The following is a 25,997-nucleotide window of genomic DNA, read 5'->3' on the forward strand; positions in this document are numbered from 1 at the left end:
GACGCAAAAGTCGCAAAGGTCGCGCAAAAGTCGCGAAAAAAACCTTGAAGGATTTTCTTCTTCAAAGGCTGTTCTTTTGCGATTTTTGCGCAACCTTTGCGACTTTTGCGTCCGGCTGTCCCTACAACACCTGCTTCGCGAAATGCGCGGCCAGATGGTCGACGAACGCCCGCACCCGCGCGGTCGCCTGGTGGCGCACCGGGTACACCGCGTGGATGTCCGCCGGCGGCGCCTGCCAGTTCTCCAGCACCTGCCGCAGGCGCCCGCTTCGCAAATAGCGCGCCACGTCCCATTCCGCCCGCAGCACGATGCCGTGGCCGGCGAGCGCCCAGTTGACGGCGATCTCGCCGTCGTTGGTGCTCAGGTTGCCGCGCACGCGCACGCTTTCCACCCGCTTGCCGGAGCGCAGGCGCAGCAGCCCGTAGGCCTCGTCGCCCTGGCGGATCGCGATCAGGTTGTGCGCCCCCAGTTCATGCGGCGTGCGCGGCGTGCCGTGGCGCTGCAGGTAGGCGGGCGCCGCGCACAGCAGGCGCCGGTTGGGCGCGAGCAGCCGCGCGACCACCCGCGCATCCGGCGGCTCGCCGAAGCGCACGCAGACGTCGAAGGCGTCGTCGGTCAGCGGCGGCGGGTTCACCGAGAGCTGCAGCTGCACTTCCACCTTGGGGTGCGTGCGGGCGAAGCTCGCGATCGCCGGCGCGACGTGCATGCGCCCGAAGCCGAGCGTGGCGTTCACCCGCAGCAGCCCGCTCGGCTCCGAGCGCGCGCCCTGCAGCTCGCGCTCCAGGGCCTCGATCTCGCCCAGGATGCGGCGGGCGTTGGCGAGGTAGGTCTCGCCCTCGTGCGTGAGCGCCAGCCGCCGCGTGGTGCGATGGAGCAGGGTAACGCCCAGGCGCTCCTCCAGCGCCGCCAGCCGCTTGCTCACGGCGGGCGGGCTGACCTGCAGTTCGCGCGCGGCCGCGGCCAGGCTGCCGCAGCGCATCAGCACGCTGAAGAACTGCATTTCCTGGGAAGCGGCGGCGTGGGCCATGGTGTGGCGCGGATGGGAATGGACGCATTCTGCCCGGCCGCGCCGGGCCGGCTCGCGGCGGGCCGCTGGTAAAGTCCCCGCTGCAGGAGGAGTGGCATGTCGAACGGAAAGCCGGCCCCGGGCGGGGCGCAGGACCGGGCCGAGATCGAGGCGGTGCAGGAGCGCATCGCCAGGCGCATCAAGGAACTGCGCGGCTTCGACGTGTCCGGCATCCAGGACCGCTGGGACGTCCGCCTCGAGAACGTGCAGAAGAACGTCAACAAGCTCGTGGGCGAGGCGTTCGGCACGGGCTCCGCCCTGTACAAGCAGCACGCGATCGGCCCGCTCGACGCGGCGCTGGACTCCACCTTCGGCGACCGCTACACGACGGAGGAGTTCCACACCGAGATCCGCAAGGCGATCGGCCAGGCGACGATGCGCCTGGGCGCGATCAGCACGATCCTCGGCGAACGGCTGGAGGCGCTCGCGAATCCGCCGGCGGCGACGCCCGCACCGACGCCAGCACCGACGCCAGCACCGACGCCTGCACCGACGCCCGCACCGACGCCTGCACCGACGCCGGCACCGACACCCGCACCAACGCCTGCACCGACACCTGCACCCACGCCTGCACCGAGTCCCGCGCCGACGCCGGCTCCGACGCCGAAGCCCACGCCGGCACCGACGCCGGCTCCGACGCCGGCGCCGACCCCGGCTCCGACGCCCAAGCCCACGCCGGCACCGACCCCGGCTCCGACGCCCAAGCCCACCCCGGCGCCCACACCGGCTCCGACGCCCAAGCCCACCCCGGCGCCGACGCCCGCGCCGGCCAAGCCGGCCCCTGCACCGGCCACGCCCGCGGCCTCCACGCCTGCAGCCGCCGGCGCCGCGCCGCGCATCGCCCTCCTGGCGCGCGACGACGCCTTCGGCCAGGCCGTCGCCGGCTTCGTGGCGCAGCTGGGCCTGCAAGCCATCGCGGCGAAAGCACCGCAAGCCGGCGCTTCCCCCTTCGACGCCCTGGAAGCCCTGCGCGGGGCGACCTACGCGCTCGTCCTGCAGCCCGAGCGCCAGCTCGAACTCGGTTTCCTGCTCGCCGTGCTCGGCCGCGAGCGCATCTGCGTGCTGCAGCAGGGCGCGGGCGCGAGCCCGCTGCCGGGGCTCGCCCATCACACGGTCGACGACGCCGGCGTCTGGCGCCTGGTGCTCGCCCGCGAGATGAAGAAGGCCGGCCTGGACATCGACCTCAACAAGGCGCTCTGAGCGCCCGCGGCATTCTTGCCGCGCGGGTTAACAATGGGATGAGATCCGGCGCGTTCGTTCCGGCGCGCAGCGCCTACAGTGCGCGCTGGAAAGGAATCCCATGAAGACGTACAAGGTCGCCTGCATTCCCGGCGACGGCATCGGCAAGGAAGTGATCCCCGCGGGACAGGAAGTGCTGCAGGCGCTGGCCGCCTCGGGCGCAGGCTTCGCTTTCGAATTCACCAGCTTCGGCTGGGGCGGCGACTGGTACCGCGCCCACGGCAAGATGATGCCGGACGACGGCCTCGACGCGCTGCGCGGCATGGACGCCATCCTCTTCGGCTCCGCCGGCGACCCGCACATCCCCGACCACGTCACGCTGTGGGGCCTGCGCCTGAAGATCTGCCAGGGCTTCGACCAGTACGCGAACGTGCGACCGACGCGCATCCTGCCCGGCATCGACGCGCCGCTGAAGCGCTGCACGCCGAAGGACCTCGACTGGGTGATCGTGCGCGAGAACTCGGAGGGCGAATACGCCGGCGTCGGCGGCCGCGCCCACCAGGGCCACCCGATCGAGGTGGCCACCGACATGAGCATTCTCACCCGCGCCGGCGTCGAGCGCATCATGCGCTTCGCGTTCCGCCTCGCGCAGTCGCGCCCGCGCAAGCTGCTCACCGTCGTCACCAAGTCGAACGCGCAGCGCCACGGCATGGTGATGTGGGACGAGGTCGCGCTCGCCGTGAGCAAGGAGTTCCCCGACGTCAGGTGGGACAAGGAACTGGTGGACGCGTGCACCGCGCGCATGGTCAACCGCCCCGCCTCCCTCGACACGCTGGTGGCCACCAACCTGCACGCCGACATCCTGAGCGACCTCGCGGCGGCGCTGGCCGGCAGCCTGGGGATCGCGCCCACCGGCAACATCGATCCCGAGCGCCGCTATCCCAGCATGTTCGAGCCGATCCACGGCTCCGCCTTCGACATCATGGGCAAGGGCCTGGCCAACCCGGTCGGCACCTTCTGGAGCTGCGTGATGCTGCTGGAGCACCTGGGCGAGCGCGAAGCCGCCGCGCGCCTGATGCAGGCGATCGAGGCGATCACGGCCGACCCGAAGCTGCACACGGGCGACCTCGGGGGCAGCGCGAAGACCGCCGAAGTGACGGCCGCCGTGATTGCCCGGTTGAAGAACCGCTGATTCCGTGCCACAAACGAAGACTTTGCAGTCCACAAAAGGAGACTTGATGAAACGCATTCTTTTTTCCGCACTGGCCCTCGCGCTGGCCGCGCCCGCCGCGCTCGCCCAATCGGTGAGCTGCCCCGAGAAGAACATCCAGTACTGGCAGGCCTTCCCGCCCGGCGGCGAGTCCGACCTGTCGGCGCGCCACCAGCAGGCGGTGCTGAAGAAGAAGTGCCCGGACATCGAGACCATCATCCAGTACAAGGCCGGTGCCGGCGGCGCGCTGATGTGGACGCAGATGAACCAGCTGCCGGCCGACGGCACCACCGTGGTGGGCATCAACCTGCCGCACATCGTGTTCCAGCCGATCGAAGGCCAGGTGCAGTACAAGACGCAGGACGTCACGCCGGTGTTCTGGTACCACTACACGCCCGACATCCTGGTGGTGAACGAGAAGAGCCCGATCAAGAACTTCGCCGACTTCATCAAGGCGGCCAAGGCCAAGCCCGGCACGCTCAGCCTGGGCGGCTCGGGTTCCAACTCCGCCAACCACGCCGCGCACGAGCGCATGAACAAGGCCTTCGGCGTGAAGACCATCTACGTGCCGTTCAAGGGCACCGGCGACATGTCGACCAACGTGCTGGGCGGCCAGGTCGACGGCGCCATGACCTACGCCTCGTTCGCCATCAACAACAAGGGCCGCATCCGCCCGCTGGCCGTGGCGATGGAGAAGCGCCATCCGCTGATGCCCGACGTCCCGACCTTCAAGGAACTCGGCGTCGACTGGGTCGACGGCGCCTACCGCGGCATCGGCGTGCCGAAGGGCACCCCGGCGGCCGAGAAGAAGCGCCTGTCCGACCTGTGGCGCGCCCTGAACAACGACCCCGAGATGAAGGCGCTGGCCTTCAAGAGCGGCTTCGAGCTGGTGAACGTCGGCGTCGAGGAGATGGATGCCTTCATGGCCGAAAAGGTGAAGCTCTATACCGAAGGCGCGAGCCTGCTGAACCTGGGCAAGAAGTAAAGCCCGCTTCCTACACGGCCTGGCCGGACGGCGCCCTACCATGGGCGCCGTTTTTCATTGGTGCGCCATGGTCCCCGCGAAGGTTCCGCGCAGTCCGCGCGTCCTCGTCCTCATCGACTACATCAACCCCCTGAACTTCCCGGGGGCGGAGAAGCTCGCGCAGCCCGCGCTGCAGGCGGCGCGCGCCGTGGTGCGCCTGCGCGAACGGCTCGATCGCGAGAAGGTGGCGGTGATCTACGCCAACGACAACTACGGCGTCTGGCAGTCGGACTTCCACAGCCTGGTGAACGAATGCGTCGCCCGCGACGACACCAGCGGCGAGATCGCGCGGCTGCTGTGCCCCCGCGCCACCGATCTCACGCTGCTGAAGCCGCGCCACTCGGCCTTCTACTGCTCGCCGCTGGAGCTGCTGCTGCACGAGATGGGCGCGAAGGAGCTGATCCTCGCGGGGCTCGCCACCGACATGTGCGTCCAGATGACGGCCGCCGACGCCTTCCTGCGCGGCTACGAGGGCGTGTGGGTGCCCTCGGACTGCACGGCGGCGGAAACGCCCAAGGCGAAGGCGGCGAGCCTGGAGTACATGCGCACGGTGCTGAAGTGCGACGTGCGGTCGTCGCGGGCGAAGGCGCGTCATCCCCGCGCAGGCCAGAAGCCAGTTCGTTGAAGCCCTCGACCTTGTCATCCCGGCGAAAGCCGGGATCCAGGTCTTCCAGCAGGCAGTGCCGCGCAGCGTCGCGCCAGGCGGCGGGCGGCGCGGGCCCGCTGGGGCGGCGTCCGGCGCAAGCGCCGGCAGACCTGGGAGGCTGGTCCCGGCGTCGCCCGCGCCATGACTCACTGCGAGTTTGGCCGCGCGCGGCCAAACTCTCCGTTCGAACAAATGGCGCGAGTCAGATCACGTACGCGCGGCTCGATACGCGCTGACGCGCTCTCGTAGCCGCGCTGCGACGCCGGGACCAGCCTCCCAGGCGCCACCCCTTCATGCGGGCCCGCACCGCCCGCCGCCTGGCGCGACGGACCGAGCCGATCGACCTGCAAGACAGAACATCCCGGGCTTGCCCCGGATCAAGACCGGGACGGGATCCATGCATGCGTGCGACCACTCCACCCTGGAGTGCGGGTCAAGCCCGCAATGACAACTGTTGGAGTCTTGCTCCCTCTCCCGCTCGCGGGAGAGGGTTGGGGTGAGGGTGGTGGTCGGCCGAGGCAGTTGGCCCTCACCCCGGCCCTCTCCCAGGGGGAGAGGGAGAAAACCCGATTCAGGAACAGAGCTTCCTGATCTCCTCCGGGATCGCCAACGCCCGGATCCCCGGCGTGTCCCCGTCCTTGCGCCCGGCGAAGATGCGGACCTCGTCGCATTCCATGATGACGTCTTCGCCGCGCAGCACGCGGTAGCGCTGCACGAAGCTCTTGCCGCGCCATTCGGCGATGCTGGTGTGGATGGCCAGCGTGTCGCCGTAGCTCGCGGTCTTGAGGAACTTCGCGTGCGTGTCCACCAGCGGCGTGCCGATCACGCCCAGCGTCCGCTCGGTCTCGTGCCAGGGCGGCACCCCGCACTCGATGAAGAAGTGGCGCGACGCCGCATCGATCCAGCGGAAGAAGTTGGGGAACCAGACGATGCGCGCCGGGTCGCAGTCGCCGAACTCGACGCGCACCGTGTAGACGATTTCCTTGCTCATGCGACTCACATTTTCCCCGGCAGCCACAGCGCCAGGATGGGGAAGCTCACCAGGATCGCGAGCCGCAGGACGTCGGTGGCGACGAAGGGCGACACCCCGCGGAAGATGGTGGAGAAGCTCGCTTCCGGCACCACGCTCTTGATCACGAACACGTTCATTCCCACGGGCGGGGTGATCAGGCCCAGTTCCACCGTCATCACGATGATGATGCCGAACCAGATCGGGTCGAAGCCCATGTGCGTCACCACCGGGAAGATGATGGGCACGGTCAGGATGATCATCGCCATGGCGTCCATCAGGCAGCCCAGCACCAGGTACATCAGCAGGATCAGCAGCAGCACGCCGTAGGGCCCCACGCCCAGGTGGGCGAGATAGTCGGTCAGCTTCTGCGGCACCTGCGTGATGGTGAGGAAGTAGCCGAACATCAGCGCGCCGATCAGCACCGTGAACACGGCCGCGGCGGTGCGCGTGGCGGCGAGCAGCGCCTCCTTGATCTTCGCGCGATCGAGCTTGCCCCGGACCAGCCCCAGCAGGAAGGCGCCGCTCGCGCCCACGCCGCCGGCCTCCGTCGGCGTGAAGAAGCCGCCGTACAGGCCGCCGATCACGAAGATGAACAGCACCAGGGCCGACCACACGTTCTTCAGCTCCGCCAGCCGCTCGCCCCAGGAGCGGGCCTCGCCGCGCGGCAGCCAGTCCGGCCGCACGCGCACGATGATCATCACCGTCGTCACGTACAGCAGCATCGCGATCGCGCCCGGGATGATGCCGGCCATGAACAGCTTGCCGATGTCCTGCTGCGTCAGGATCGCGTACACCGCCAGCACGGTAGAGGGCGGCAGCATCGCGCCCAGCGTGCCGCCCGCGGCGATCACGCCGGTGGAGAAGGACTGCGGATAGCCGAAGCGCCGCATCTCGGGATAGGCCACGCCGGAGAAGGTGGCGGCCGTGGCGACGGAGGAGCCGGAGATCGCGGCGAAGCCGCCGCAGGCGAGCACGGTGGCCACGCCCAGGCCGCCGCGCAGGTGGCCGATCATGGCGTTGGCCGCCTTGAACAGCTCGCGGCTCACGCCCGACACCGAGACGAAGGCGCCCATCAGCATGAACATGGGGATCACGCCGAAGGTGTAGTCGGTGACGGTGCGCATGGAGGTCTGGCCCACCAGCTTCAGCGCCGGGCCGGCGCCGGCGATCCAGCTGTAGCCGGTGATGCCCACCAGGCCCATGGCCATGCCCACGGGCACGCGCAGCAGCATCAGCGCGAACAGCGCCAGGAAGCCGAGGACGGCGATCAGGTCGGTATTCATTCTTGTTATTCGGTCTGGTGCAGGGGCGCGTCGAAGTGCTCGTCGTGCAGGGAGGCCGGGTTGAAGCAGAGCCGCCAGGTGCGCACCGCGATCAGCACCACGGCGCAGATGTCGCCGGCCCAGGCCACGGCGTAGAAGGGCCAGGTGGGCAGGTTCAGGTCGTAGGTGAGCACGTGGTCCACGTAGGTCAGGCGCACCTTGTCGAACAGCATGATCGTCTGCACGGTCACCACGAACAGCAGCACCAGCGTGGCGAAGACGTCGATCCAGCGCTTGGCGCGCGGCCCGACCGAGGACCACACGAGGTCGACCGTGATGTGGGCGCCGCGGTAGCTGGTGGCGGCGATGCCCCAGAAGATCAGGATGCCCAGCAGCATCCGGCCGAAGTCGAAGTAGTCGGGGATGGACGTGCTGAAGAACTTGCGCAGCAGCACGTTGACGAAGATGTTCAGGGCGACCAGCCCCACGAAGATCGCGGCCAGCCACTCGATGCCGTTGATGAAACGGTCGGCGAAGTTTCTTTTCATGGTGTCCCGCAAAGAAAGAGGGCCGGCCTGCCGGGAGGCAGGCGCGGCCCGCGTGCGGCGCCGGTTACAGGCCGGCCTTGTACTTCACGAGGTTCGCCTTCAGCGAATCCATCACCTTCTTCGGGTCCTGGCCGACCTTCTTCACGCTCTCGGCCCACTGCGCCTCGCCGGGGGCGGTGGCGTCGCGCCAGGCCTTCAGCTGCTCGGGGGTGAGCTTGTAGATCTCGTGGCCGGCCGCGGCCATCTTGGCGTGGCCGCCGTATTCGAAATCGGCCCAGGGGGTGGCGACCTTCTCGGCCCACTCGGTCGTGCAGTGGTCGTCGATGACCTTCTTCTGCGCCGTGGACATGCTGTCGTACTTGTCCTTGTTCATCACCCAGACGAAGGGCGTGACGTACAGCGGCACGTCCATGTGGTACTTGACCACCTTGTCGATGCCGAACAGCGGGATCGAGCCCCAGGGGAAGGTGATCGCGTCGGCCACGCCGCGCTCCAGCATCTCGCGCGATTCCGGCGCGGAGGCCTGCACGTTGGTGCCGCCCAGCGCGGTGACCATCTGGCCGATCGTGCTGGTGGCCGGGCGGATCTTCATGCCCTTGATGTCGCTGGGCAGCGTGATCTTCTTGCGGGCGTGGAAGGTGCCCGGGTCGTGCACGAAGGCGAAGCAGAACTTCACGTCCTTCATCTCCTGCGCCGCGTACTGGCGGTACCACGCGTCGATGGCGGCGGTGCCGCCCTTGGCGTTGGCGAACAGGAAGGGCAGCGAGGCGCCGGCCATGATGGGGAAGCGGCCCGGCTGGTAGCCCGGGTTCACGTAGGCGAAATCGGCGATGCCGTCGCGCGCCATGTCGTAGTGGTCGAAGGCCTTGCCCAGCTGCTGGCTGGGGAACAGCGTCGCCGTGATCGTCCCGCCCGAGGCCTTCTTGATGTCGTCGGCCCAGGCCTGCAGGCTGGGGTTGAGCGGGTGCTGCGCCGGAACCCAGCTCGAGAGCTTGAGCATCACCGGCTTGTCCTGCGCCTGCGCGGCGCCGGCGAGCAGCAGGGCGGCGGCCGCGGCCACCAGGGTGAATCGAATGCGCATGTCTACTCCTCGGGTCAGAACGTTACTTTGTATAACGAAGGGAAAACCGCGCCCATCGTGGTTTTCCCATGGGAACGCCGTCAGTGCGTCTTCAGCGAGGCCTCGTCGGCCGCGGCCAGGCCGCGCGGCTTGCGCACCCAGCGGATCGGCACCGCTTTCACCGGGCGCGGGGGCGCGCCGTGCTGCACCAGCGCGGCGTCGAGCGCCTTGCCGGCGTCGTCGGCCAGCGCCGCCTCGCGGGCGGCGCGGATCGCCTTGGCCGCATCGGCGGGCACGCCGCCCTGCGCCAGGTGCTCCAGCACGTGCAGCAGGTTGTCCTTGCCGCGCTCGTTGGTGGAGCCGTAGCCCTTGATCAGGCGGCCGCACAGCGCGATCTCGTGGCCCAGCGCCCAGTCGCGCCGGGTGCCGTCGACGACGCCCTGCAGCCACTGCGCGATCATCTTCTGCTCGATGGCGAAGCGGCTGCCCAGGGGGCGCAGCCGCTTCATGGCGGCGAGCGTGCGCAGCGCCAGCATGCCGAAGACGGTGTGCGTGCCGACCTTCAGCGGCAGCGCCCAGGGCTGCTTGCCGCGCGCGGCGCGCCGGCGGTCCCAGGCGACCAGGCGGTTGGCGAGGCCTTGCGGCAGCAGGGCGGCGAACTCGGGCACGCCGGGTTTGAAGTGGTCGTAGACCTTCAGCAGGTCCTCGTCGCCGACCTTCACTTCCCCCTGCACGCGGCTCCAGCGGGAGGCCCGGCTCTTGAGGTCGGCCACGCGCACGATGTCGTCGAAGGCCATCCAGAGGGCGAGCCAGCGGGCCATCTCGCGGGTGGTTTCGAAGGCGTGGGTGGACTGCGGGTCGGCTTCCTTTTCGGCGGCGAGGACGGACTGCAGTCGCTCGATGTAGAGGTCGGCGTAGGCCTGGCCCTGGTATTCGACCAGACGGGCGTAGCCGAGGGAGGCCATTTCCTGCACGGGCTCGGGAAGAGTGGTTGTCATTGCGGGCTTGACCCGCAATCCAGGACCGGGGCGCGCCACGGTGGATCCCGGGTCAAGCCCGGGATGACAAGGTTCATTGGAAAGCACCTGCGCCAGGTACTCCGCCTGCACCTTCCCCTGCGCCACGACCTCGTACGCCTTCGCGAACCCCCGCAGGCTCGCCTCCGCGCCCTTGCCGCCGGCCTTCACCACGGCCTCGTAGTCCTCGCGCCGGAACGGGAACAGGCCGCTGCCGGCGATCGCGCCCAGCATCACGGCGCTGACCACCGTGCCGGCTTCCTTCGCCAGCGCCGCCATGTCGAACACCTGGTGCGCGCGGCTGAACTGCCGCACCAGCTTCAGGAGTTCCGCCGGGTCGGCGCGGCCGTCGCCCAGCTGCATGCGTTCCTGGGTGGTGAGCGTGCGGGCCGAGGAGGTGATGACCAGCGTGCGGTCCGGCGAGCTCATGCCGCTGCCGACCTGGCGTGCCGTCTCCAGCAGCTCGGACGACACCATCGCGTCGAGCGCGCCCGGCACCGGGTTCAGGCTGAACACCGGGCGCTTGCCGCCCAGCTCGCGCAGCGGGACGGGGAAGACTTCCAGGTAGTAGGTGGTCGCGCCGGTGCGCTGGGCGACGCCGGGGATCGAGGTCGCCTGCGCCGGGTAGCCGGCGTGGCGCGCCGTCTCGACCAGCCATTCGGTCAGGACGCCGCCGCCTTCGCCGCCGAGGGCGCAGACCAGCAGGGTGATGGGACGTTGGTTCATGCGGGTTGGAGCGCGCGCACGACGGCGCTGCGGAAGGAGTGGAGGAGCCGTTCGTGCCACTTGGGGTTCTGCACGACTTCGGCGCGGTAGAAGCTGGGGCACAGCGTGGCCGCGTGCGCGTTGGCGCCGCACAGCCCGCAGCCGACGCAGCCGTCGATGACGGTGGCGACCGGGTCGACCTTCAGCGGGTCGGGGTTGTCCTTGAGCGTGAGCGTGGGGCAGCCGGAGAGGCGGATGCAGGCGTGGTCGCCGTTGCAGACGTCCTCGTCCACGCCGTACTTCACGCGCACGACGCGCTCGCCCTTCTTCAGCAGGCTGGCGATCCAGGGCTTGATGCGGCGCTGGCGCTCCAGCTGGCATTCGCCTTCCGCCACGATCACCTTCAGGCCGTCGAAGTCGCTGATGAAGGCGTCGGTGAGCGTCGCGCGCATCTTCTCCACCTCGTAGGTGTGCACGGTGCGCAGCCACTTCACGCCCAGGCCCTTCAGCGCCGACTCGATGGTCTGGTTGGTGTGCACCAGGCTGCGCGCCTTGTCGTTCGCCGCTTCCTTGGCCGCGTCCGCGGGCGTGGAGAGGATCTCCTGCGTCCCCGTCGCCGAGGTGTAGCCGTTCTTGAAGATCAGCAGCACGGCGTCGTCGCCGTTGAAGAGGGCGCTCTGCACGCCGGTGAGCAGGCCGTTGTGCCAGAAGCCGCCGTCGCCCATGATGGCCAGCGTGCGCTTCTGCATCATGGGCGAGACGCCGGCGCGCGAGGCGAGCGACATGCCGTAGCCCAGGATCGAGTGGCCCATGGAGAAGGGCTCGAAGGTGCCGAAGGCGTGGCAGCCGATGTCGGCGGCGATGTGCACGTTGCCGATCTGCTGCTGCGCGAGCTTCAGCGCCGAGAACACGGGCCGCTCGGGGCAACCGATGCAGAAGCTGGGCGGCCGCACGGGCAGGGGCTGCTCCAGCAGCGCCGCGGCCGCCTTGCGGCGCTCCGCGTTGCCGGCGAGCCATTGGCGGCCGGCCTCGCTCGCCACGCCGGGCAGGTACGCAGCGGCGAAGCTGCCCAGCCCGCAGGCCAGCACTTCCACGCTGTACTCGCCGCCCGAAGGCAGCAGGTCCTTGCCGTGCAGCTTCGTCTGGATGTCGCGGCGGCGCAGCAGCGTCGCGATCTCCTGCTCGATGTATTCCGGCTGGCCTTCCTCCACCACCAGCACGGCGCGCTTGCCGGCGCAGAAGCCGGCGACCTGCTCCGGCACCAGCGGGTAGGTGACGTTGAGGCACAGGATGGGGATCTCGCTCTCGCCGAAGGCGTCGGCCAGGCCGAGCTGCTGCAGGCTGCGGATGAGCGCGTTGTAGAGGCCGCCCTGGACGACGATGCCGAGGTCCTGGTGGCGGCCGTCGAACAGCTCGTTGAGCGCGTGTTCCAGCACGTACTTGCGCGCGGCGGGCAGGCGCTGCTCGCCCTTGAGCTTCTCGTGGCGGAAGGTCACCGGCGGGTGCGCGAGCCGCATGTAGTCGAAGCCCGCCGGGTCGGCCATCAGCGAACGGGTGGACACCGGCGGCGCCACGTTGTCCTTCGTCGCGAAGCTGCCGCGCACGTGGCAGGCGCGGATGCGCAGTTCCAGGATCGCCGGCATGTTGGACGCTTCCGAGATGCGGAAGCCTTCCTCCACCATGCGCGCCATCACGGCCAGGTCGGGCCGCGGATCGAGCAGGCACATGCTGGACTTCAGCGCGAAGGCGTGCGTGCGCTCCTGGATCACGGAGGCGCCCTCGCCGTAGTCCTCGCCGACCACGATCAGCGCGCCGCCGGTCACGCCGGGGGAGCAGAGGTTGGACAGCGCGTCGGCGGCCACGTTGGTGCCGACGATGGACTTCCAGGTGACGGCGCCGCGCAGCGGGTAGTGGATGGAGGCGCCGAGCATGGCGGCGGCGGAGGCCTCGTTGGAGCAGGCCTCCACGTGGACACCGAGCTCGTCCATGTAGCCCTTGGCCTGGACCATCACGTCGAGCAGGTGCGACACGGGCGCGCCCTGGTAGCCGCCGACGTAGGCGACGCCGGACTGCAGCAGCGCCTTGGTGATGGCGAGGATGCCCTCGCCGTGGAAGGTGTCGCCGGCGCCCAGGCGCAGCGACTCGATTTCCTTGCTGAATGAAACTTCCATGGGCCCTGACGGTGAGAGGCCCGCGGACAGGCGGGCCGACCGCGCAGTGTGGCGGCCGTCGGCTCATTCATCAATAAAATGAACCATCTAAGGCTCATGAACGGCATGCATGTTGGGAGGAACGCCCGCCGGATGCCGCCGCCCATAGGGAATTCACCAGCCCCGGCCGGATGGCTGGCTGATCTACTTCGTGGCGCGAGATCGTTCGCAAAGGAGAGGCTCATGAAACTGCACACCATGGCCCTGGTCCTGGCCTGCGCGTCGGCGCTGGCCATCCCCGCAGTCCACGCCCAGGCCCTCAAGAGTTACGACTCGACGAAGAAGGAGTTCTGGGAGAAACCTCCCGCGGACTGGTTCCTCGGCGACGAGACGGAGCAGCAGCGCGGCCTCGCGCCTCCCGCCGGCCCGGCCCTGCCCACCTCCATGGAGGACCTGCAGAAGAACCTGCAGGCGGTGAAGCTCCCGCGCGGCTTCAGGATCAGCGTCTACGCGCAGGGCGTGCCGAGCGCGCGTCAGATGGCCTGGGGCGACAAGGGCACGCTGTTCGTCGGCTCCTTCAGCGCCGGCAGCGTCTACGCGATCACCGACGACGGCAAGACGGTCAAGACCGTCCTCAAGGGCCTCAAGATGCCCACGGGCCTGGCCTTCCGCGACGGCGCGCTGTACGTCGTGGACATCGACAAGATCCTCAAGTACGAGAACGCCGAGGCGAGCCTCGACGCGATGCCCGAGCCCAAGGTGGTGTACGCCGACATGCCGCCCTACGTGGCGCACGGCTGGAAGTACCTCACCTTCGACAAGGACGGGTGGCTGTACGTGCCCTTCGGGCCGCCGTGCAACAACTGCCTGGCGCCGCCCACGCTGTCGCAGGTGCGGCGCGTGAACCCGAACACCGGCGAGGCGGAACTGGTGGCGATCGGCGTGCGCAACAGCGTCGGCGGCGACATCGACCCGCGCACCGGCCAGTACTGGTTCACCGAGAACGCGCGCGACTGGATCAGCGACGACATGCCCAGCGACAAGCTCAACCGCATCGGCCGCATGGGCGCGCACTACGGCTATCCGTACTGCCACCAGGGCGACATGCTCGACCCGAAGTACGGCGCCGGCCGCAAGTGCTCGGAGTTCGAGCCGCCCGTGCTGAAGCTCGGGGCGCACGTCGCGCCGCTGGGGATGAAGTTCTACACCGGCAACCAGTTCCCGCGCGAGTACAGGAACAACATCTTCATCGCCGAGCACGGTTCCTGGAACCGCCACAAGTACCAGGGCGCCCGCATCATGCGCGTGGTGACGGACCCGCAGGGCAAGCGCGCGAAGCAGCAGGTCTTCGCCAGCGGCTGGATCAACGGCGACCAGAGCTACACCGGCCGCCCGGCCGACATCCTCGTGGCGCCGGACGGCTCGCTGCTGGTGGCCGACGACTGGGCGGGGGCGATCTACAAGATCAGCTACGCCAAGTAGGCAGACGGCGGCCCGCAATAATGCGCGCATGAAGCTCGCCGCCTTCTGCGCCACCGCCTTGCTCGCCACTTCCGCCGCCGCCGCCGACCGCGCGGCCGGCGCGGCGCTGGCGCAGGCCTGCTTCGCCTGCCATGGGCCGCTGGGCGTGTCGCAGACGGCGCTGACGCCGTCGCTGGCGGGCCAGCCGGACGGCTTCCTGCAGTGGCAGCTGGTGTTCTTCCGCAACGGCACGCGCAAGAGCCCGGTGATGCAGCCGATCGCCGAGGCGCTGAAGGACAACGACATCCGCACCCTGGCCGCGTTCTTCGCGGCGCAGAAGCCGCCGCGCGCCGAGGCCGGCGCCGATGCCGCCCTGGTGGACGCGGGCCGGAAGCTGGCGCAAGCCAACCGCTGCGCCGCCTGCCACAAGGACGACTTCTCCGGCACCCAGGCCACGGCGCGCATCGCGGCGCAACGCGAGGACTACCTGCTGAAGGCCTTGCGCGACTTCAAGTCGGGCGCGCGCAGCGGCGGCGCCATGGCCGCGATGGCGGACGTGGTCTATCCCCTGAAGGACGAGGACCTCAAGGCGCTCGCGCACTTCCTCGCGCACCAGCCGGCGTGAAGCGCGCGGATGCAGCTCAAGGACCTCGACCTCAACCTCCTGCGCCTGTTCGACGCCGTCTACCGCCAGCGCAACGTCAGCCGGGCCGCCGACGCGCTGGACCTGACGCAGCCGGCGGCGAGCCACGGCCTCACGCGCCTGCGCCTGCTGCTGCACGACCCGCTGTTCGTGCGCGCGCCCGGCGGCGTGCAGCCCACGCCCAAGGCGGAGCGGCTGGCCGAGGCGGTGCGGCAGGCGCTCGCCACGCTGGAGCAGGCGCTCGGCGAAAGCGCGGGCTTCGACCCGGCGCAGTCCACGCGCACCTTCCACATCCACATGAGCGACATCGGCGAGGGCCGCTTCCTGCCCGAGCTGATGGTGGCGCTGCGCGAGCGCGCGCCCGGCGTGCGCGTGCAGACGCGCCCGGTGCCGCGCGAGCAGATCGGCGAGGCACTGGACGCCGGGCGCATCGACTTCGCCTTCGGCTTCCTGCCGATGGTGAAGGACACGCAGCGCGTGAAGCTGCTGGACGACCGCTACGTGGTGCTGCTGCGCCAGGGCCACCCCTTCACGCGCAAGCGCCGCTCCGGCAGCGCGCTGCTGCAGGCGCTGCGCGAGCTGGAGTTCGTGGGCGTGCGCTCGCACGCCGACACCCTGCGCATCATCCAGCAGGTGCGGCTGGAGGACAGGCTGCGGCTGGTCACCGAGCACTTCATGGTGCTGCCCTTCATCGTGCAGGCGACGGACCTCGCGGCGATCATGCCGCGCAACATCGCGCGCGGCTTCGAGGGCGGCTGCGCGATCGTGGAGCCGGCCTTCCCGCAGCGCGAGTTCACCGTGTCGCTGCACTTCAGCCGCCGCTTCGAGGCGGATCCGGGCAACCGCTGGCTGCGCGCGCTGATCGAGGAGTTGTTCAGGGAGTGAGGGTGGGCGCGGACTCCAGCCGCCTGCGCCGCTCGGAGCGCCACTGCTGGTAGGCGCACATGGCGTCGGGGCCCAGCTTCCGTTCGACGGCGGCGCCCAGCCCCAGCTGGATGTCCAGGTCCGGTGGCGGCAGGCCGTCCCAGCGCAGCAGCGCCAGCGCGAGCTCCAGCGCCGCGACCATCTCGGCGTCGCCCGGCCGGTCACCGAGGCGCGCCTGCGCATCCAGCAGCAGCCGGTGCAGGAAGTCGAGCTCGGTCCGGGCCAGGTCCATGCCGCGAGCATGGTGCAGCCCGGGCGGTCCGCCTGTCGGAAGGAAGCGCCGGGGCCCGTAGGCTGGCGGTGAGGCGAAGCCGAACCCCAGCAATGCGGCCTACGCCCGCAACTTCTCCAACCGCGCCGCCGCCTCCCGCTTCCCGATCCCCCGCAGCGCGGCAATCGCTTCGAGCTGCGAGGCCCGCGGCCGCGCGCCGCCGTGCTCCCACTTGTAGACCGACTGGCCCGAGACGCCCAGCAGCGTCGCGAAATCCGCGGCCGAGAGGCCCAGCTTGCGGCGCTGGGCCGCCAGCCGCGTGGCGCTGAAGCGGCGCGGCGTGCCGGATTCGCCCTCGTCCTGCGCGGCGGCGGCTGGCGCGCGGCCGGCGGCCTTGCCCACGCGCTTGAGCTGGCGCTCCAGTTCCTCGATGCGGCGGCGCAGCGCCGCGATGTGCGCGCGATGCTGTGCGGATGCCTTCTTCAGTTCGGCGGTCTGCGAGCGCACTTCCTTGCGTGCGAGGCGGGCGATCTCTTCCTTGAAGACGGAGGCGATGTTCGGCATGTGCAGCTGGTGAAGGCCGGCGTGCGGCGGGCGGCGAGGCCCGGCGGCCGGTCGGTGGCTCCCTGGGCCCCATCATAGTCGGGCCGCCGGACCTTGCCCGCGGCCCTGCGACACAATCCGGCGCATGCCAGAACCCAAGCTCGCCGTCATCGACGTGAAGCCCGGCGCCGCCATGGAAAGCCAGTCGGGCCTGCAACTGCTGCGTCCGCGCATCTACGGCGCGTGGATCGAGCCGGCCGGCGCGAAGCGCGCCGCCGCGATCGTGATGCATCCCACCAGCAACTTCATGGGGCACTACCTGATCGCGCCGCTGGCGGCCCGCGGCGTGGCCTGCATGGGCCTCAATTCGCGCTACGCGGGCAACGACACGCTGCTGCTGATGGAGCGCGTGATCCAGGACCTGGGCGCCGGCGTGCAGTACCTGCGGGCGCAGGGCTACGACAAGGTCGTGCTGGTCGGCAACTCCGGCGGCGCCGCGCTGGCGTCCTTCTACCAGGCGCAGGCGGAGGAGCTCACGATCGAGCGCATGGTCGACGGCGACCCGGCCGGCCTGTCGCCGCAGGACCTGCCGCCCGTGCAGGGCCTGGCGCTGTGCGCGGCGCACGAGGGCCGCTCCACGCTCATGCGCAACTGGATCGATCCTTCGCTGGTCGACGAGCACGACGGCCTGTCCTGCGACCCGGAGCTGGACATGTACGACGCGCGCCACGGGCCGCCCTACAGCCACGCCTTCCTGGAGCGCTTCCGGAACGCGCAGCAGCGCCGCTACGAGCGCGTGGACCAGTGGGTGGGCGAACGCCTGCAGCGCTTGCGCAGCAGCACGGAGCCGGGCAGCCCGCGCGACGAAGTCTTCGTCGTCTACCGCACCCACGCGGATCCGCGCTTCCTGGACCTCTCGCTCGACGCGAACGACCGCGCGGTGGGCAGCGTCTGGGGCGCGGGCGCAGCGGGCGCGCGCGGCGTCAACTACGCGGCGAGCCAGATGGGCCGCGTCACGTCGCTCACGGCGTGGCTGTCCCAGTGGTCGCCGCGCAGCCGCGCCGACGGCCCTTCGAACCTGGCGCGCACGTCGGTGCCGGCGCTGCTGTGCACGTACACGGGCGACCAGTCCACCTTCCCGAGCACGCGCGCGGCGTGGCTGGCGGCCGGCGGCGCGCGCATCCGCGATGTCGACATCCCTGGAGGCAACCATTACCTGGCCGGGCAGCCGGCCCTGGTCGAGCAGGTGGCCGACACCATGGCGGAGTGGATCCTGCGGCTGTGACATCCGGCACGCCGGCGGTGCGCCGAGCGGCGGTGTCCGACAAGGCTGTCAGGCATGTCCTACATCCCGGAGCGCGGCCGGCACCTAGCATTCACGCTCCCCTGGAGCCCGCCCATGGAAGCCAAAGCACCGAACAGCGTGCCCGACCGGCCGGGCAAGACCTCTTTCTGGACGACCTCGCGCGCCGCGGGCAAGTACGACCTGCAGGAATCCGTTCCGAGCAGCACCCAGCCGCCGACGCTGAGCGTCGGCACGCTGGACAACGTCCGCTCGGCGTTCTGGCAGGCCTACCGCCACCTGTTCCCTCCGCACGCGCTCGCCGCTCAGACGCCGCAGGGCAGCGTGGTGATCTCCTGGTCGATCATGGACGAACCGGGCGCCACGTATCCCTACGCGGCGCCGGTGCTCCTGCGCTTCGACGATGCGCTGGTGGACGCGATGTGGAAGGCCGACGCACGCCAGCGGCTGCGCATCGCCCGCAACCACGAGCCCACGCTGCGTGAAGGCCTGCGCGGCTACGACCCCTTCGCGCGCCTGCCGAGCGCGCGGGTGGTGAACCTGGGCTGAAGGCCGCTAGCGCAGCGCCTTCAGCACGTTCTCCGCCGTCGCCGGCGCATCCATCTTCACCTTGCCGTCGCCGCGCGCCGCCGCGGCCGCGTCGCGCAGCGCTTCCCACACGCTGATGGCCAGCATGAAGGGCGGCTCGCCGACGGCCTTGCTGCCGCCGACGTTGTCCTCGCGGTTGGCCTCCGGCCAGAACGCGATGCGGAAGTGCGCCGGCACGTCGCCCGTTGCCGGGATCTTGTACGTGCTGGGTGCGTGGGTGGCGAGATGGCCCTTGTCGTTCCACACCAGCTGCTCGGTCGTGAGCCAGCCCGCGCCCTGGATGAAGCCGCCTTCGATCTGGCCCAGGTCGATCGCCGGGTTGATGGAGCGGCCCACGTCGTGGAGGATGTCGACCTTCAGCACCCGGTTCTCGCCGGTGAGCGTGTCGATCGCCACTTCCGTGCAGGCCGCGCCGTAGGCGAAGTAGAAGAAGGGCCGGCCGGTCAGCGTGTGCTTGTCGTAGTGGATCCTGGGCGTCTTGTAGAAGCCGTCGCTCCACAGCTGCACGCGCGAGTGGTAGGCGTCGTCCACCAGCTGTTCCCAGGACATGGCGGCCTTGGGCCCGCTGACCTGCCCGTGGGCGAAGACGACCTGCTCGGGCCGGCAGTCCTGCTTGGCGGCGACGTACGCCGCCAGGCGCTCGCGGATCTGGCGCGCCGCGAACTGGGCCGCGCGGCCGTTCAGGTCGGTGCCGCTGGAAGCCGCCGTGGCGCTGGCGTTGGGCACCTTGCCCGTGTCGCTCGCCGTGATGCGCACGCGGTCGAAGGGCACGCCCAGTTCGTCGGCCACGATCTGCAGCACCTTGGTGTGCAGGCCCTGGCCCATCTCGGTGCCGCCGTGGTTCACCTGCACGCTGCCGTCGGTGTACACGTGCACCAGCGCGCCCGCCTGGTTGAAGAAGGTCGCGGTGAAGGAGATGCCGAACTTCACGGGCGTGAGCGCCAGCCCGCGCTTGATCACGGGACTCTTCGCGTTCCAGCGCGCGATCTCGGCGCGGCGCTCGCGGTAGCGCGCGTCCTCCTCCAGCTTCGCCACCAGCGGGTGCAGGATGTTGTCCTCCACCGGCATCTGGTAGTGGGTGACGTTGCGCTCCTCGATGCCGTAGAAGTTGGCCTTGCGCACGTCCAGCGGGTCCTTGCCGAGCGCGCGCGCGATGTCGCCGAGGATGGCCTCGGTGACGATCATCCCCTGCGGGCCGCCGAAGCCGCGGAAGGCGGTGTGGCTCTGCGTGTTGGTCTTGCAGCGGTACGAGACGATCTCCACGTCGCCCAGGAAGTAGGCGTTGTCCACGTGGAAGACGGCGCGGTCGGCGACCGGCCCGCTCAGGTCGGCGCTGAAGCCGCAGTTGGTGAACATCGCGAGCTTCATCCCCGCGATGCGGCCGTCGTCGTCGAAGCCGACCTCGTAGTCGTACGCGAAGGGATGGCGCTTGCCGGTGACCATGAAGTCGTCGTCGCGGTCCAGGCGCAGCTTGACGGGGCGCTTGAACTTGCGCGCCGCGAGCGCGGCCCACACGGCGATGTGCCCGGCCTGGGTCTCCTTGCCCCCGAAGCCGCCACCCATGCGCCGGCATTCCACGGTCACCGCGTTGCTGGCGAGGCCCAGCGCGTGGGCCACCCAGTGCTGCACCTCGCCCGGGTGCTGCGTGCTGGACCAGATCCACCAGTTGTCCTGCTCCAGCGGCAGCGCGTAGCCCACCTGGCCTTCCAGGTAGAAGTGCTCCTGGCCACCGACCTCCAGCGTGCCCTGCAGCCGGTGCGGCGCGCGGGCGATGCCCTGCTCGGGCTCGCCGCGGCGCACCGTCACGGGCGGCAGCACGAAGCTCTGCGCCTTCGCCGCTTCGCGCGGGTCCAGGATCGCGGGCAGCGGCTCGATCCGCAGCTTCACCTTGCGGGCGGCGCGGCGCGCGGCCATCACGGTGTCGGCGACGACCACGCCCACCACCTGGCCGAGGAATTCGACCGTGTCGCGCGCGAACACCGGCTCGTCGTGCGTGAAGGTGGCGATGACCGGGTCACCGGGGATGTCCTGCGCCAGGACGACGCCCTTCACGCCGGGCATCTGCAGCGCCTCGGCGGCGTCGACGCCCAGCAGCTTGCCGCGGGCGACGTTGGACAGGATGGGCGCGGCATGCAGGGTGCCGCGCACCTCGGGGATGTCGTCGATGTAGGTGGCGCTGCCGGCCACCTGGGCGCGGGCGCTTTCGTGGAACTGCGGGCTGCCGGTGGCCGGCTGCGCGGCCACGCCCGCCAGGAATTTCTCGGGGGCGTTCATGGGGTGGTGACTTCCTCCAGGCGGAAGTTTTCGAGGTTGATCTGCCGCGCGCCCTGGCTCTCCAGCCAGAAGCGCTGCACGAGGTTGCCGAGCACTTCGGAGCGGTAGGACGCCGAGGCGCGCATGTCGGTGATCGGCTGGAATTCGGCGCGGAGGGTGTCGGTTGCCTTGCGGGCCGCTTGCTCTGTCCACGGCTTCCCGCGCAGCGCGGCTTCGGTGCGCACGGCCCGCACGGGCGTGGCGGCCACGCCGCCGGCGCCGATGCCGACGTGTTCGACCACGCCGTCCCGCAGGCGCAGGGCGATCGCGAGGCAGACGGCGGAGATGTCGTCGTCGTAGCGCTTGGAGATCTTGTAGGCACGCAGGAACTCGCCCTCCACGGGCCGCGGCACCTTGATCCATCCGACCACTTCGTCCGGCGCCAGCACGTTCTTGCGGTAGCCGGTGTAGAAGTCCTCCAGCGGGATGTCGCGGTGCCCGCGCTGCGACAGCAGCACCACGTGCGCGCCCAGCGCGATCAGCAGCGGCATCGAGTCGCCGATGGGCGAGCCGTTGGCGACGTTGCCGCCCAGCGTGCCGGAGTTGCGCACCGGCAGGCCGGCGAAGCGGTTGGCGAAGGTCTTCAGCTGCGGCCGCTCGCGCACCAGCGCCGCATAGGCGTCGGTGAGCGTGACCGCCGCGCCGATCGCGATGTGCCGGTCGTAGGTCTCCACGCGGCGCAGTTCCTCCACGCGCGTGACGTCCAGCACCTGCGGGAACTGCATGTGCATCTTGGTCACCCACAGGCCCACGTCGGTGCAGCCGGCGACGACCTGCGCCTTCGGGTTCTGCGCCCGCAGCGCCAGCAGCTCGGGCAGCGCGAGCGGCGCGAGATACGGGCCGCTCGCCGGCACCTGCTCGCGCCGGGCGCGCAGTTCGGCCAGCTGCGCCAGGATCGCCGGCTCGTCCACCTCCACGCGCGGCAGCTCGCCCATCTGCCGGGCGGCGTCGAGGATGGGGCGGTAGCCGGTGCAGCGGCACAGGTTGCCGGACAGCTCCTCCTGCGCCAGCTCGCGCGAGATGGTCTCGCCGCGCACCACGTGGTTCTGGTACATGCCGAACAGGCTCATCACGAAGCCCGGCGTGCAGAAGCCGCATTGCGAGCCGTGGGCCTGCACCATCGCCTCCTGCGCCGGATGCAGGGCGCCGTCGGCCGAGAGGTCCTCGACCGTCCAGAGCGCCATGCCGTCCACGGAGTGCGCCAGGCGGATGCAGCTGTTGATGGCCTTGTACGCGAGCCTGCCGTCCTGCGGCTCGGCGAGCACCACGGTGCATGCGCCGCAGTCGCCTTCGCCGCAGCCCTCCTTGGTGCCGGTGCAGGCGAGGTCCTCCCGGAGCACTTCCAGCAGCGTCCGCTCGGGTGGTACATTGGTCAGGCTGACGAGTTCGCCACGCCGGACAAATCGGATCGTCTTCGATTCCATGCGGTTCAGTATGGGGTCCAATTCCTTGGGGATGCTGCGAGATTAGGGGGAACCCTCGTGCCCCGCATATCGGCGATCTTATGGGCGGGATGCAGGCAAAGGTATGAGAGACCAGGCGCTTTTCGACAAGATAGACCTCCACTTGATCAGGGTCTTGCATACCGTGTTGACCGAACGCAGCGTTTCGCGAGCCGCATTGAAGCTGGGCATGTACCAGCCGGCGGTGTCCGCGTCCCTCAAGCGCCTGCGTGAACTCGCCGGAGACCCGCTGCTGGTGCGCTCCGGCACCGGCATGGTCCCCACCGACGCCGGCCTGCGCATGATCGAGCCCAGCGCCAGCATCCTGCGCGCCGCGGAGATGCTGTTCTCCGACGCCCGCGGCTTCGACCCCCAGACCGGCGCCACCACCTTCCGCGTGGCCGCCGCCGACTACCTGGATCCGCAGTTCCTGCCCGCCCTGGTGGCGCAGGTGAAGGCGCAGGCGCCGCACAGCCAGATCGAGATCCTTCCGCTCACCGCCGCCTCCGACTACCACGCGCAGCTCGCGCAGGGCGAGGTCGACGTCGTGATCGGCAACTGGCTCAAGCCGCCGGAAGACCTGCACCTGGGCAAGCTGTTCGCCGACCAGATCGTCTGCCTCGTCTCGCGCGACCACCCGGCCGCCCGGCGCGGCTGGACGCAGGAAAGCTGGCTGGAGATGGAGCACATCGCCCCCACGCCCACGCACCCCGGCGCGCGCGGCGTGATCGACGAATTCCTGGAAAGCCAGGGCCTCGCGCGCAACATCACCGCGCGTTGCCCGCACTTCGGGCTGCTGCCGCGCATGGTGGCCTCCAGCCTGCTGGTGCTGACGACCGGCCGCCAGTTCTGCGAACGCTACGTGGACGAGCTGCCGGTGCAGGTGCTGGAATGCCCGGTGCCTTTTCCCGAGCTGGTGTACTACCAGCTCTGGCACGAGCGGACGCACCAGTCCGCCGCCGGCCGCTGGCTGCGCGAACGCGTGAAGAACGTCGCCGCCGCCCTGCGGTCCTGAAAAAACACCTGGAGACACCCCCGTGAGCATTCCGCGACTGCAGCTCGCGCACATCACGAAGCGTTACCCGTCGGTGGTGGCCAACAGCGACGTGTCGCTGCTGGTCCAGCCCGGGGAGACGCACGCGGTGCTGGGCGAAAACGGCGCCGGCAAGTCGACGCTGATGAAGATCATCTACGGCTCGGTCAAGCCCGACGAGGGCAGCGTCCTCTTCGACGGCCAGCCGGTCCACATCCGCAACCCGCAGGAGGCGCGGGCGCTGGGCATCAGCATGGTGTTCCAGCACTTCAGCCTGTTCGACACGCTGACGGTGGCGGAGAACGTCTGGCTGGGCCTGGACAAGAGCCTCACCCTGAACCAGGTCACGCACAGCATCAGCGCCAAGGCGCGCGAGTACGGGCTGGACGTCGACCCGACGCGCCCCGTGCACACGCTGTCGGTGGGCGAGATGCAGCGGGTGGAGATCATCCGCGCGCTGCTCACCAACCCCAAGCTGCTGATCCTGGACGAGCCCACCTCGGTGCTGACGCCGCAGGCGGTGGAGAAGCTGTTCGTGGTGCTCAAGCAGCTCGCCTCGGAGGGCTGCAGCATCCTCTACATCAGCCACAAGCTGCACGAGATCCGCGAGCTGTGCACGGCCTGCACGGTGCTGCGCGGCGGCAAGGTCACGGGCGAATGCGACCCGCGCCGGGAGAGCAACGCTTCGCTCTCGCGCATGATGATCGGCGCCGAGCCGCCGCAGCTGGAACACCACGAGCGGCAGCCCGGCGAGGTGGTGCTGCGCGTGCAGGGGCTCACGCTGCCGCGCGAGGACCAGTTCGGCCACGACCTCGACGACATCTCCTTCGAGGTGCGGGCCGGCGAGGTGGTGGGCATCGCCGGCGTCTCGGGCAACGGCCAGCGCGAGCTGCTGTACGCGCTCTCGGGCGAGGACACGCGGGCGGCGCCGGACATGATCCGCGTGGGCGACAAGCCGGTGGGCCGCTTCGGCCCGGCGCACCGCCGCCACCTGGGCCTGCACTTCGTGCCCGAGGAACGCCTGGGGCGCGGCGCCGTGCCCACGCTGGGGCTGGCGCAGAACCTGCTGCTCACGCGCACGGACGCCGTCAGCCGCAGCGGCTGGATCCGCACCGGCGCGCTGCGCGAGCAGGCGCAGCGGATCATCCAGCGCTTCAACGTCAAGGCGGGTGGCCCGGACGCGGCGGCGAAGTCGCTGTCGGGCGGCAACCTGCAGAAGTTCATCGTCGGCCGCGAGATCGACGCCAACCCGAAGCTGCTGATCGTCTCGCAGCCGACCTGGGGCGTGGACGTGGGCGCCTCGGCGCAGATCCGCTCGGAAATCCTGGCGCTGCGCGACGCCGGCTGCGCCGTGCTGGTGCTGTCCGAGGAACTGGAGGAACTGTTCGAGATCTGCGACCGGCTGCACGTGATCGCCAAGGGCAGGCTGTCGCCCAGCATCGAGCGGGCGCGGGCGACGGTGACGCTGATCGGCGAGTGGATGAGCGGGTTGTGGGTGGTGCATCCGTTGCGCGAGACAGCGGCGGGCGCCCCTCACCCCAGCCCTCTCCCCAGAGAGAGGGAGAAAGGCAATCATGATCAAGCTTGAAGCCCGACCCGAGGCCTCCAGGTTCTGGAGCATCGCCTCGCCCCTGCTGGCGCTCGTGATCACCGTGGTGATCGGCGCGCTCATGTTCGTCGCCCTGGGCAAGGACCCGGTACGCGGCCTGGAGGTGTTCTTCTGGGAGCCGGTCAGCTCCGCCTACCGCATCGGCGAGCTGACGGTGAAGGCGACGCCGCTGCTGATCATCGCGCTGGGCCTCGCCGTCTGCTTCCGCTCCAACGTGTGGAACATCGGCGCCGAAGGCCAGTACGTGATCGGCGCCGTGGTCGCCGGGGGCGTCGCGCTGCTGGCCGACAAGGACACGAGCCGCTGGATCGTGCTGGCGATCCTCATCGCCGGCGTGCTGGGCGGCATGGCCTGGGCCGGCATCACCGCGCTGCTGCGCGACAAGTTCAACGCCAACGAGATCCTGGTCAGCCTCATGCTCGTGTACGTGGCCGCGCTCACGCTCAACTACATGGTGTTCGGGCCCTGGAAGGACCCGCACGGCTACAACTTCCCGCAGACCAAGACCTTCGAGGCGGTGACGCAGATCCCGCGGCTGATGCAGGGATCGCGCGTGAGCATCGGCGTGCTGATCGCGCTCGCCGGCGTCGCCGCGCTGTCGATCTACCTGTTCCGCACCCGCGCCGGCTTCGCGCAGCAGGTGGGCGGCCTCGCGCCGGCGGCGGCGCGCTACGCCGGCTTCTCCTCGCGCAAGGCGCTGTGGGTCGCGCTGCTGGTCTCGGGCGGCGCCGCCGGCCTGGCCGGCGCGCTGGAGGTCGCCGGGCCGCTCGGGCAGCTCACGCCCTACGTGCCGGTGGGCTACGGCTTCGCGGCGATCATCGTCGCCTTCGTCGGCCGCCTGCACCCCGTCGGCATGGTGTTCTCGGCCATCCTCATGAGCATGTTCTACATCGGCGGCGAGCTCGCCCAGTCGCGCCTGGGCCTGCCCAAGTCGCTGACGGGCGTGTTCCAGGGCCTGCTGCTGTTCACGCTGCTCGCCTGCGACACGCTGATGGCGTACCGCATCCGCTTCCTGCCCAACCCGCACACCCGAACCGCCAGGACCTGAG

Annotated in this window: 23 protein-coding genes; 12 read left to right on the plus strand and 11 right to left on the minus strand. The window is 70.0% G+C overall.

The genetic code is table 11. The annotated features are described in order from the left end of the window. Positions 1-121: 121 nt before the first annotated feature. Positions 122-1,027, minus strand: coding sequence for a LysR family transcriptional regulator (locus ACY0MJ_RS13585; RefSeq protein ID WP_462639004.1), 906 nt, complete (start codon positions 1,025-1,027; stop codon positions 122-124). A 96-nt stretch (positions 1,028-1,123) separates the two neighbouring features. Here ACY0MJ_RS13585 and ACY0MJ_RS13590 point away from each other — a divergent pair, with 96 nt between their 5' ends. The 4 genes from ACY0MJ_RS13590 to ACY0MJ_RS13605 all read left to right on the plus strand — a co-directional run bounded on the left by ACY0MJ_RS13590 (position 1,124) and on the right by ACY0MJ_RS13605 (position 5,104). Further along, a complete protein-coding gene (locus ACY0MJ_RS13590; protein ID WP_462639005.1) occupies positions 1,124-2,266 on the plus strand; it encodes a hypothetical protein in 1,143 nt (380 codons plus the stop codon). A gap of 100 nt (positions 2,267-2,366) precedes the next feature. Further along, positions 2,367-3,437 (plus strand): tartrate dehydrogenase, encoded by a 1,071-nt coding sequence (locus ACY0MJ_RS13595; protein ID WP_462639006.1) that lies wholly within the window; start codon positions 2,367-2,369, stop codon positions 3,435-3,437. Positions 3,438-3,483: 46 nt separating this feature from the next. After that, positions 3,484-4,440 carry a tripartite tricarboxylate transporter substrate binding protein gene (locus ACY0MJ_RS13600; RefSeq protein WP_462639007.1) on the plus strand — a complete coding sequence of 319 codons (957 nt, stop codon included), beginning with the start codon at positions 3,484-3,486 and terminating at the stop codon, positions 4,438-4,440. A 67-nt stretch (positions 4,441-4,507) separates the two neighbouring features. Next, positions 4,508-5,104 (plus strand): cysteine hydrolase family protein, encoded by a 597-nt coding sequence (locus tag ACY0MJ_RS13605; RefSeq protein WP_462639008.1) that lies wholly within the window; start codon positions 4,508-4,510, stop codon positions 5,102-5,104. Between the two features lie 592 nt (positions 5,105-5,696). Here the strand turns inward: ACY0MJ_RS13605 and ACY0MJ_RS13610 are convergent. The 6 genes from ACY0MJ_RS13610 to ACY0MJ_RS13635 all read right to left on the minus strand — a co-directional run bounded on the left by ACY0MJ_RS13610 (position 5,697) and on the right by ACY0MJ_RS13635 (position 12,899). Further along, entirely contained in the window at positions 5,697-6,116 is a 420-nt protein-coding gene (locus ACY0MJ_RS13610; RefSeq protein ID WP_462639009.1) for an acyl-CoA thioesterase, read from the minus strand. A gap of 5 nt (positions 6,117-6,121) precedes the next feature. After that, positions 6,122-7,420 carry a TRAP transporter large permease gene (locus tag ACY0MJ_RS13615; RefSeq protein ID WP_462639010.1) on the minus strand — a complete coding sequence of 433 codons (1,299 nt, stop codon included), beginning with the start codon at positions 7,418-7,420 and terminating at the stop codon, positions 6,122-6,124. Positions 7,421-7,425: 5 nt separating this feature from the next. Next, positions 7,426-7,947 carry a TRAP transporter small permease gene (locus ACY0MJ_RS13620; RefSeq protein WP_462639011.1) on the minus strand — a complete coding sequence of 174 codons (522 nt, stop codon included), beginning with the start codon at positions 7,945-7,947 and terminating at the stop codon, positions 7,426-7,428. Positions 7,948-8,011: 64 nt separating this feature from the next. Continuing rightward, on the minus strand, positions 8,012-9,028 hold the full coding sequence (locus tag ACY0MJ_RS13625) for a TRAP transporter substrate-binding protein (RefSeq protein ID WP_462639012.1): 1,017 nt from the start codon (positions 9,026-9,028) through the stop codon (positions 8,012-8,014). An 80-nt stretch (positions 9,029-9,108) separates the two neighbouring features. Beyond that, a complete protein-coding gene (locus ACY0MJ_RS13630) occupies positions 9,109-10,749 on the minus strand; it encodes an indolepyruvate oxidoreductase subunit beta family protein (protein WP_462639013.1) in 1,641 nt (546 codons plus the stop codon). Further along, the gene (locus tag ACY0MJ_RS13635) at positions 10,746-12,899 is read right to left on the minus strand and encodes a thiamine pyrophosphate-dependent enzyme (protein ID WP_462639014.1); all 2,154 of its coding nucleotides are present in this window, start codon (positions 12,897-12,899) and stop codon (positions 10,746-10,748) included. The genes ACY0MJ_RS13630 and ACY0MJ_RS13635 overlap by 4 nt, the downstream gene beginning before the upstream one ends. 222 nt (positions 12,900-13,121) lie before the next feature. On the opposite strand from ACY0MJ_RS13635, the gene ACY0MJ_RS13640 reads away from it, so the two are divergent. The 3 genes from ACY0MJ_RS13640 to ACY0MJ_RS13650 are packed head-to-tail and all read left to right on the plus strand — an operon-like array spanning position 13,122 to position 15,867. Then, entirely contained in the window at positions 13,122-14,360 is a 1,239-nt protein-coding gene (locus ACY0MJ_RS13640; RefSeq protein WP_462639015.1) for a PQQ-dependent sugar dehydrogenase, read from the plus strand. Positions 14,361-14,388: 28 nt separating this feature from the next. Then, on the plus strand, positions 14,389-14,964 hold the full coding sequence (locus tag ACY0MJ_RS13645; protein ID WP_462639016.1) for a c-type cytochrome: 576 nt from the start codon (positions 14,389-14,391) through the stop codon (positions 14,962-14,964). 9 nt (positions 14,965-14,973) lie between these two features. Beyond that, positions 14,974-15,867, plus strand: a complete 894-nt coding sequence (locus ACY0MJ_RS13650; RefSeq protein ID WP_462639017.1) for a LysR family transcriptional regulator — start codon at positions 14,974-14,976, stop codon at positions 15,865-15,867. On the opposite strand, the gene ACY0MJ_RS13655 is transcribed toward ACY0MJ_RS13650, so the two are convergent. Next, entirely contained in the window at positions 15,857-16,138 is a 282-nt protein-coding gene (locus ACY0MJ_RS13655; protein WP_462639018.1) for a hypothetical protein, read from the minus strand. The genes ACY0MJ_RS13650 and ACY0MJ_RS13655 overlap by 11 nt on opposite strands. Positions 16,139-16,237: 99 nt before the next feature. Beyond that, positions 16,238-16,681, minus strand: coding sequence for a helix-turn-helix domain-containing protein (locus ACY0MJ_RS13660; RefSeq protein WP_462639019.1), 444 nt, complete (start codon positions 16,679-16,681; stop codon positions 16,238-16,240). A 124-nt stretch (positions 16,682-16,805) separates the two neighbouring features. Between ACY0MJ_RS13660 and ACY0MJ_RS13665 the strand changes: the two genes are divergently transcribed. Both ACY0MJ_RS13665 and ACY0MJ_RS13670 read left to right on the plus strand, forming a co-directional pair. Next, positions 16,806-17,945, plus strand: a complete 1,140-nt coding sequence (locus tag ACY0MJ_RS13665) for an alpha/beta hydrolase family protein (protein ID WP_462639020.1) — start codon at positions 16,806-16,808, stop codon at positions 17,943-17,945. Positions 17,946-18,059: 114 nt separating this feature from the next. Then, positions 18,060-18,512, plus strand: a complete 453-nt coding sequence (locus ACY0MJ_RS13670; RefSeq protein WP_462639021.1) for a hypothetical protein — start codon at positions 18,060-18,062, stop codon at positions 18,510-18,512. A 6-nt stretch (positions 18,513-18,518) separates the two neighbouring features. Here the strand turns inward: ACY0MJ_RS13670 and xdhB are convergent, their stop codons facing one another. Continuing rightward, positions 18,519-20,825 carry a xanthine dehydrogenase molybdopterin binding subunit gene (gene xdhB, locus ACY0MJ_RS13675; protein WP_462639022.1) on the minus strand — a complete coding sequence of 769 codons (2,307 nt, stop codon included), beginning with the start codon at positions 20,823-20,825 and terminating at the stop codon, positions 18,519-18,521. Next, positions 20,822-22,288, minus strand: coding sequence for a xanthine dehydrogenase small subunit (gene xdhA, locus ACY0MJ_RS13680; protein WP_462639023.1), 1,467 nt, complete (start codon positions 22,286-22,288; stop codon positions 20,822-20,824). Before xdhA ends, xdhB begins: the two co-directional genes overlap by 4 nt. Before the next feature lie 103 nt (positions 22,289-22,391). Here xdhA and ACY0MJ_RS13685 point away from each other — a divergent pair, with 103 nt between their 5' ends. Genes ACY0MJ_RS13685 through ACY0MJ_RS13695 form a run of 3 tightly spaced genes read left to right on the plus strand, consistent with a single transcriptional unit; the run spans position 22,392 to position 25,996 of the window. Beyond that, entirely contained in the window at positions 22,392-23,321 is a 930-nt protein-coding gene (locus ACY0MJ_RS13685; RefSeq protein ID WP_462639024.1) for a LysR family transcriptional regulator, read from the plus strand. A 22-nt stretch (positions 23,322-23,343) separates the two neighbouring features. After that, the gene (locus ACY0MJ_RS13690) at positions 23,344-24,927 is read left to right on the plus strand and encodes an ABC transporter ATP-binding protein (protein ID WP_462639025.1); all 1,584 of its coding nucleotides are present in this window, start codon (positions 23,344-23,346) and stop codon (positions 24,925-24,927) included. After that, positions 24,914-25,996 (plus strand): ABC transporter permease, encoded by a 1,083-nt coding sequence (locus tag ACY0MJ_RS13695; protein WP_462639026.1) that lies wholly within the window; start codon positions 24,914-24,916, stop codon positions 25,994-25,996. The genes ACY0MJ_RS13690 and ACY0MJ_RS13695 overlap by 14 nt, the downstream gene beginning before the upstream one ends. Position 25,997 lies beyond the last annotated feature (1 nt).

It is taken from the genome of Ramlibacter sp. bp-362, from assembly GCF_054956735.1.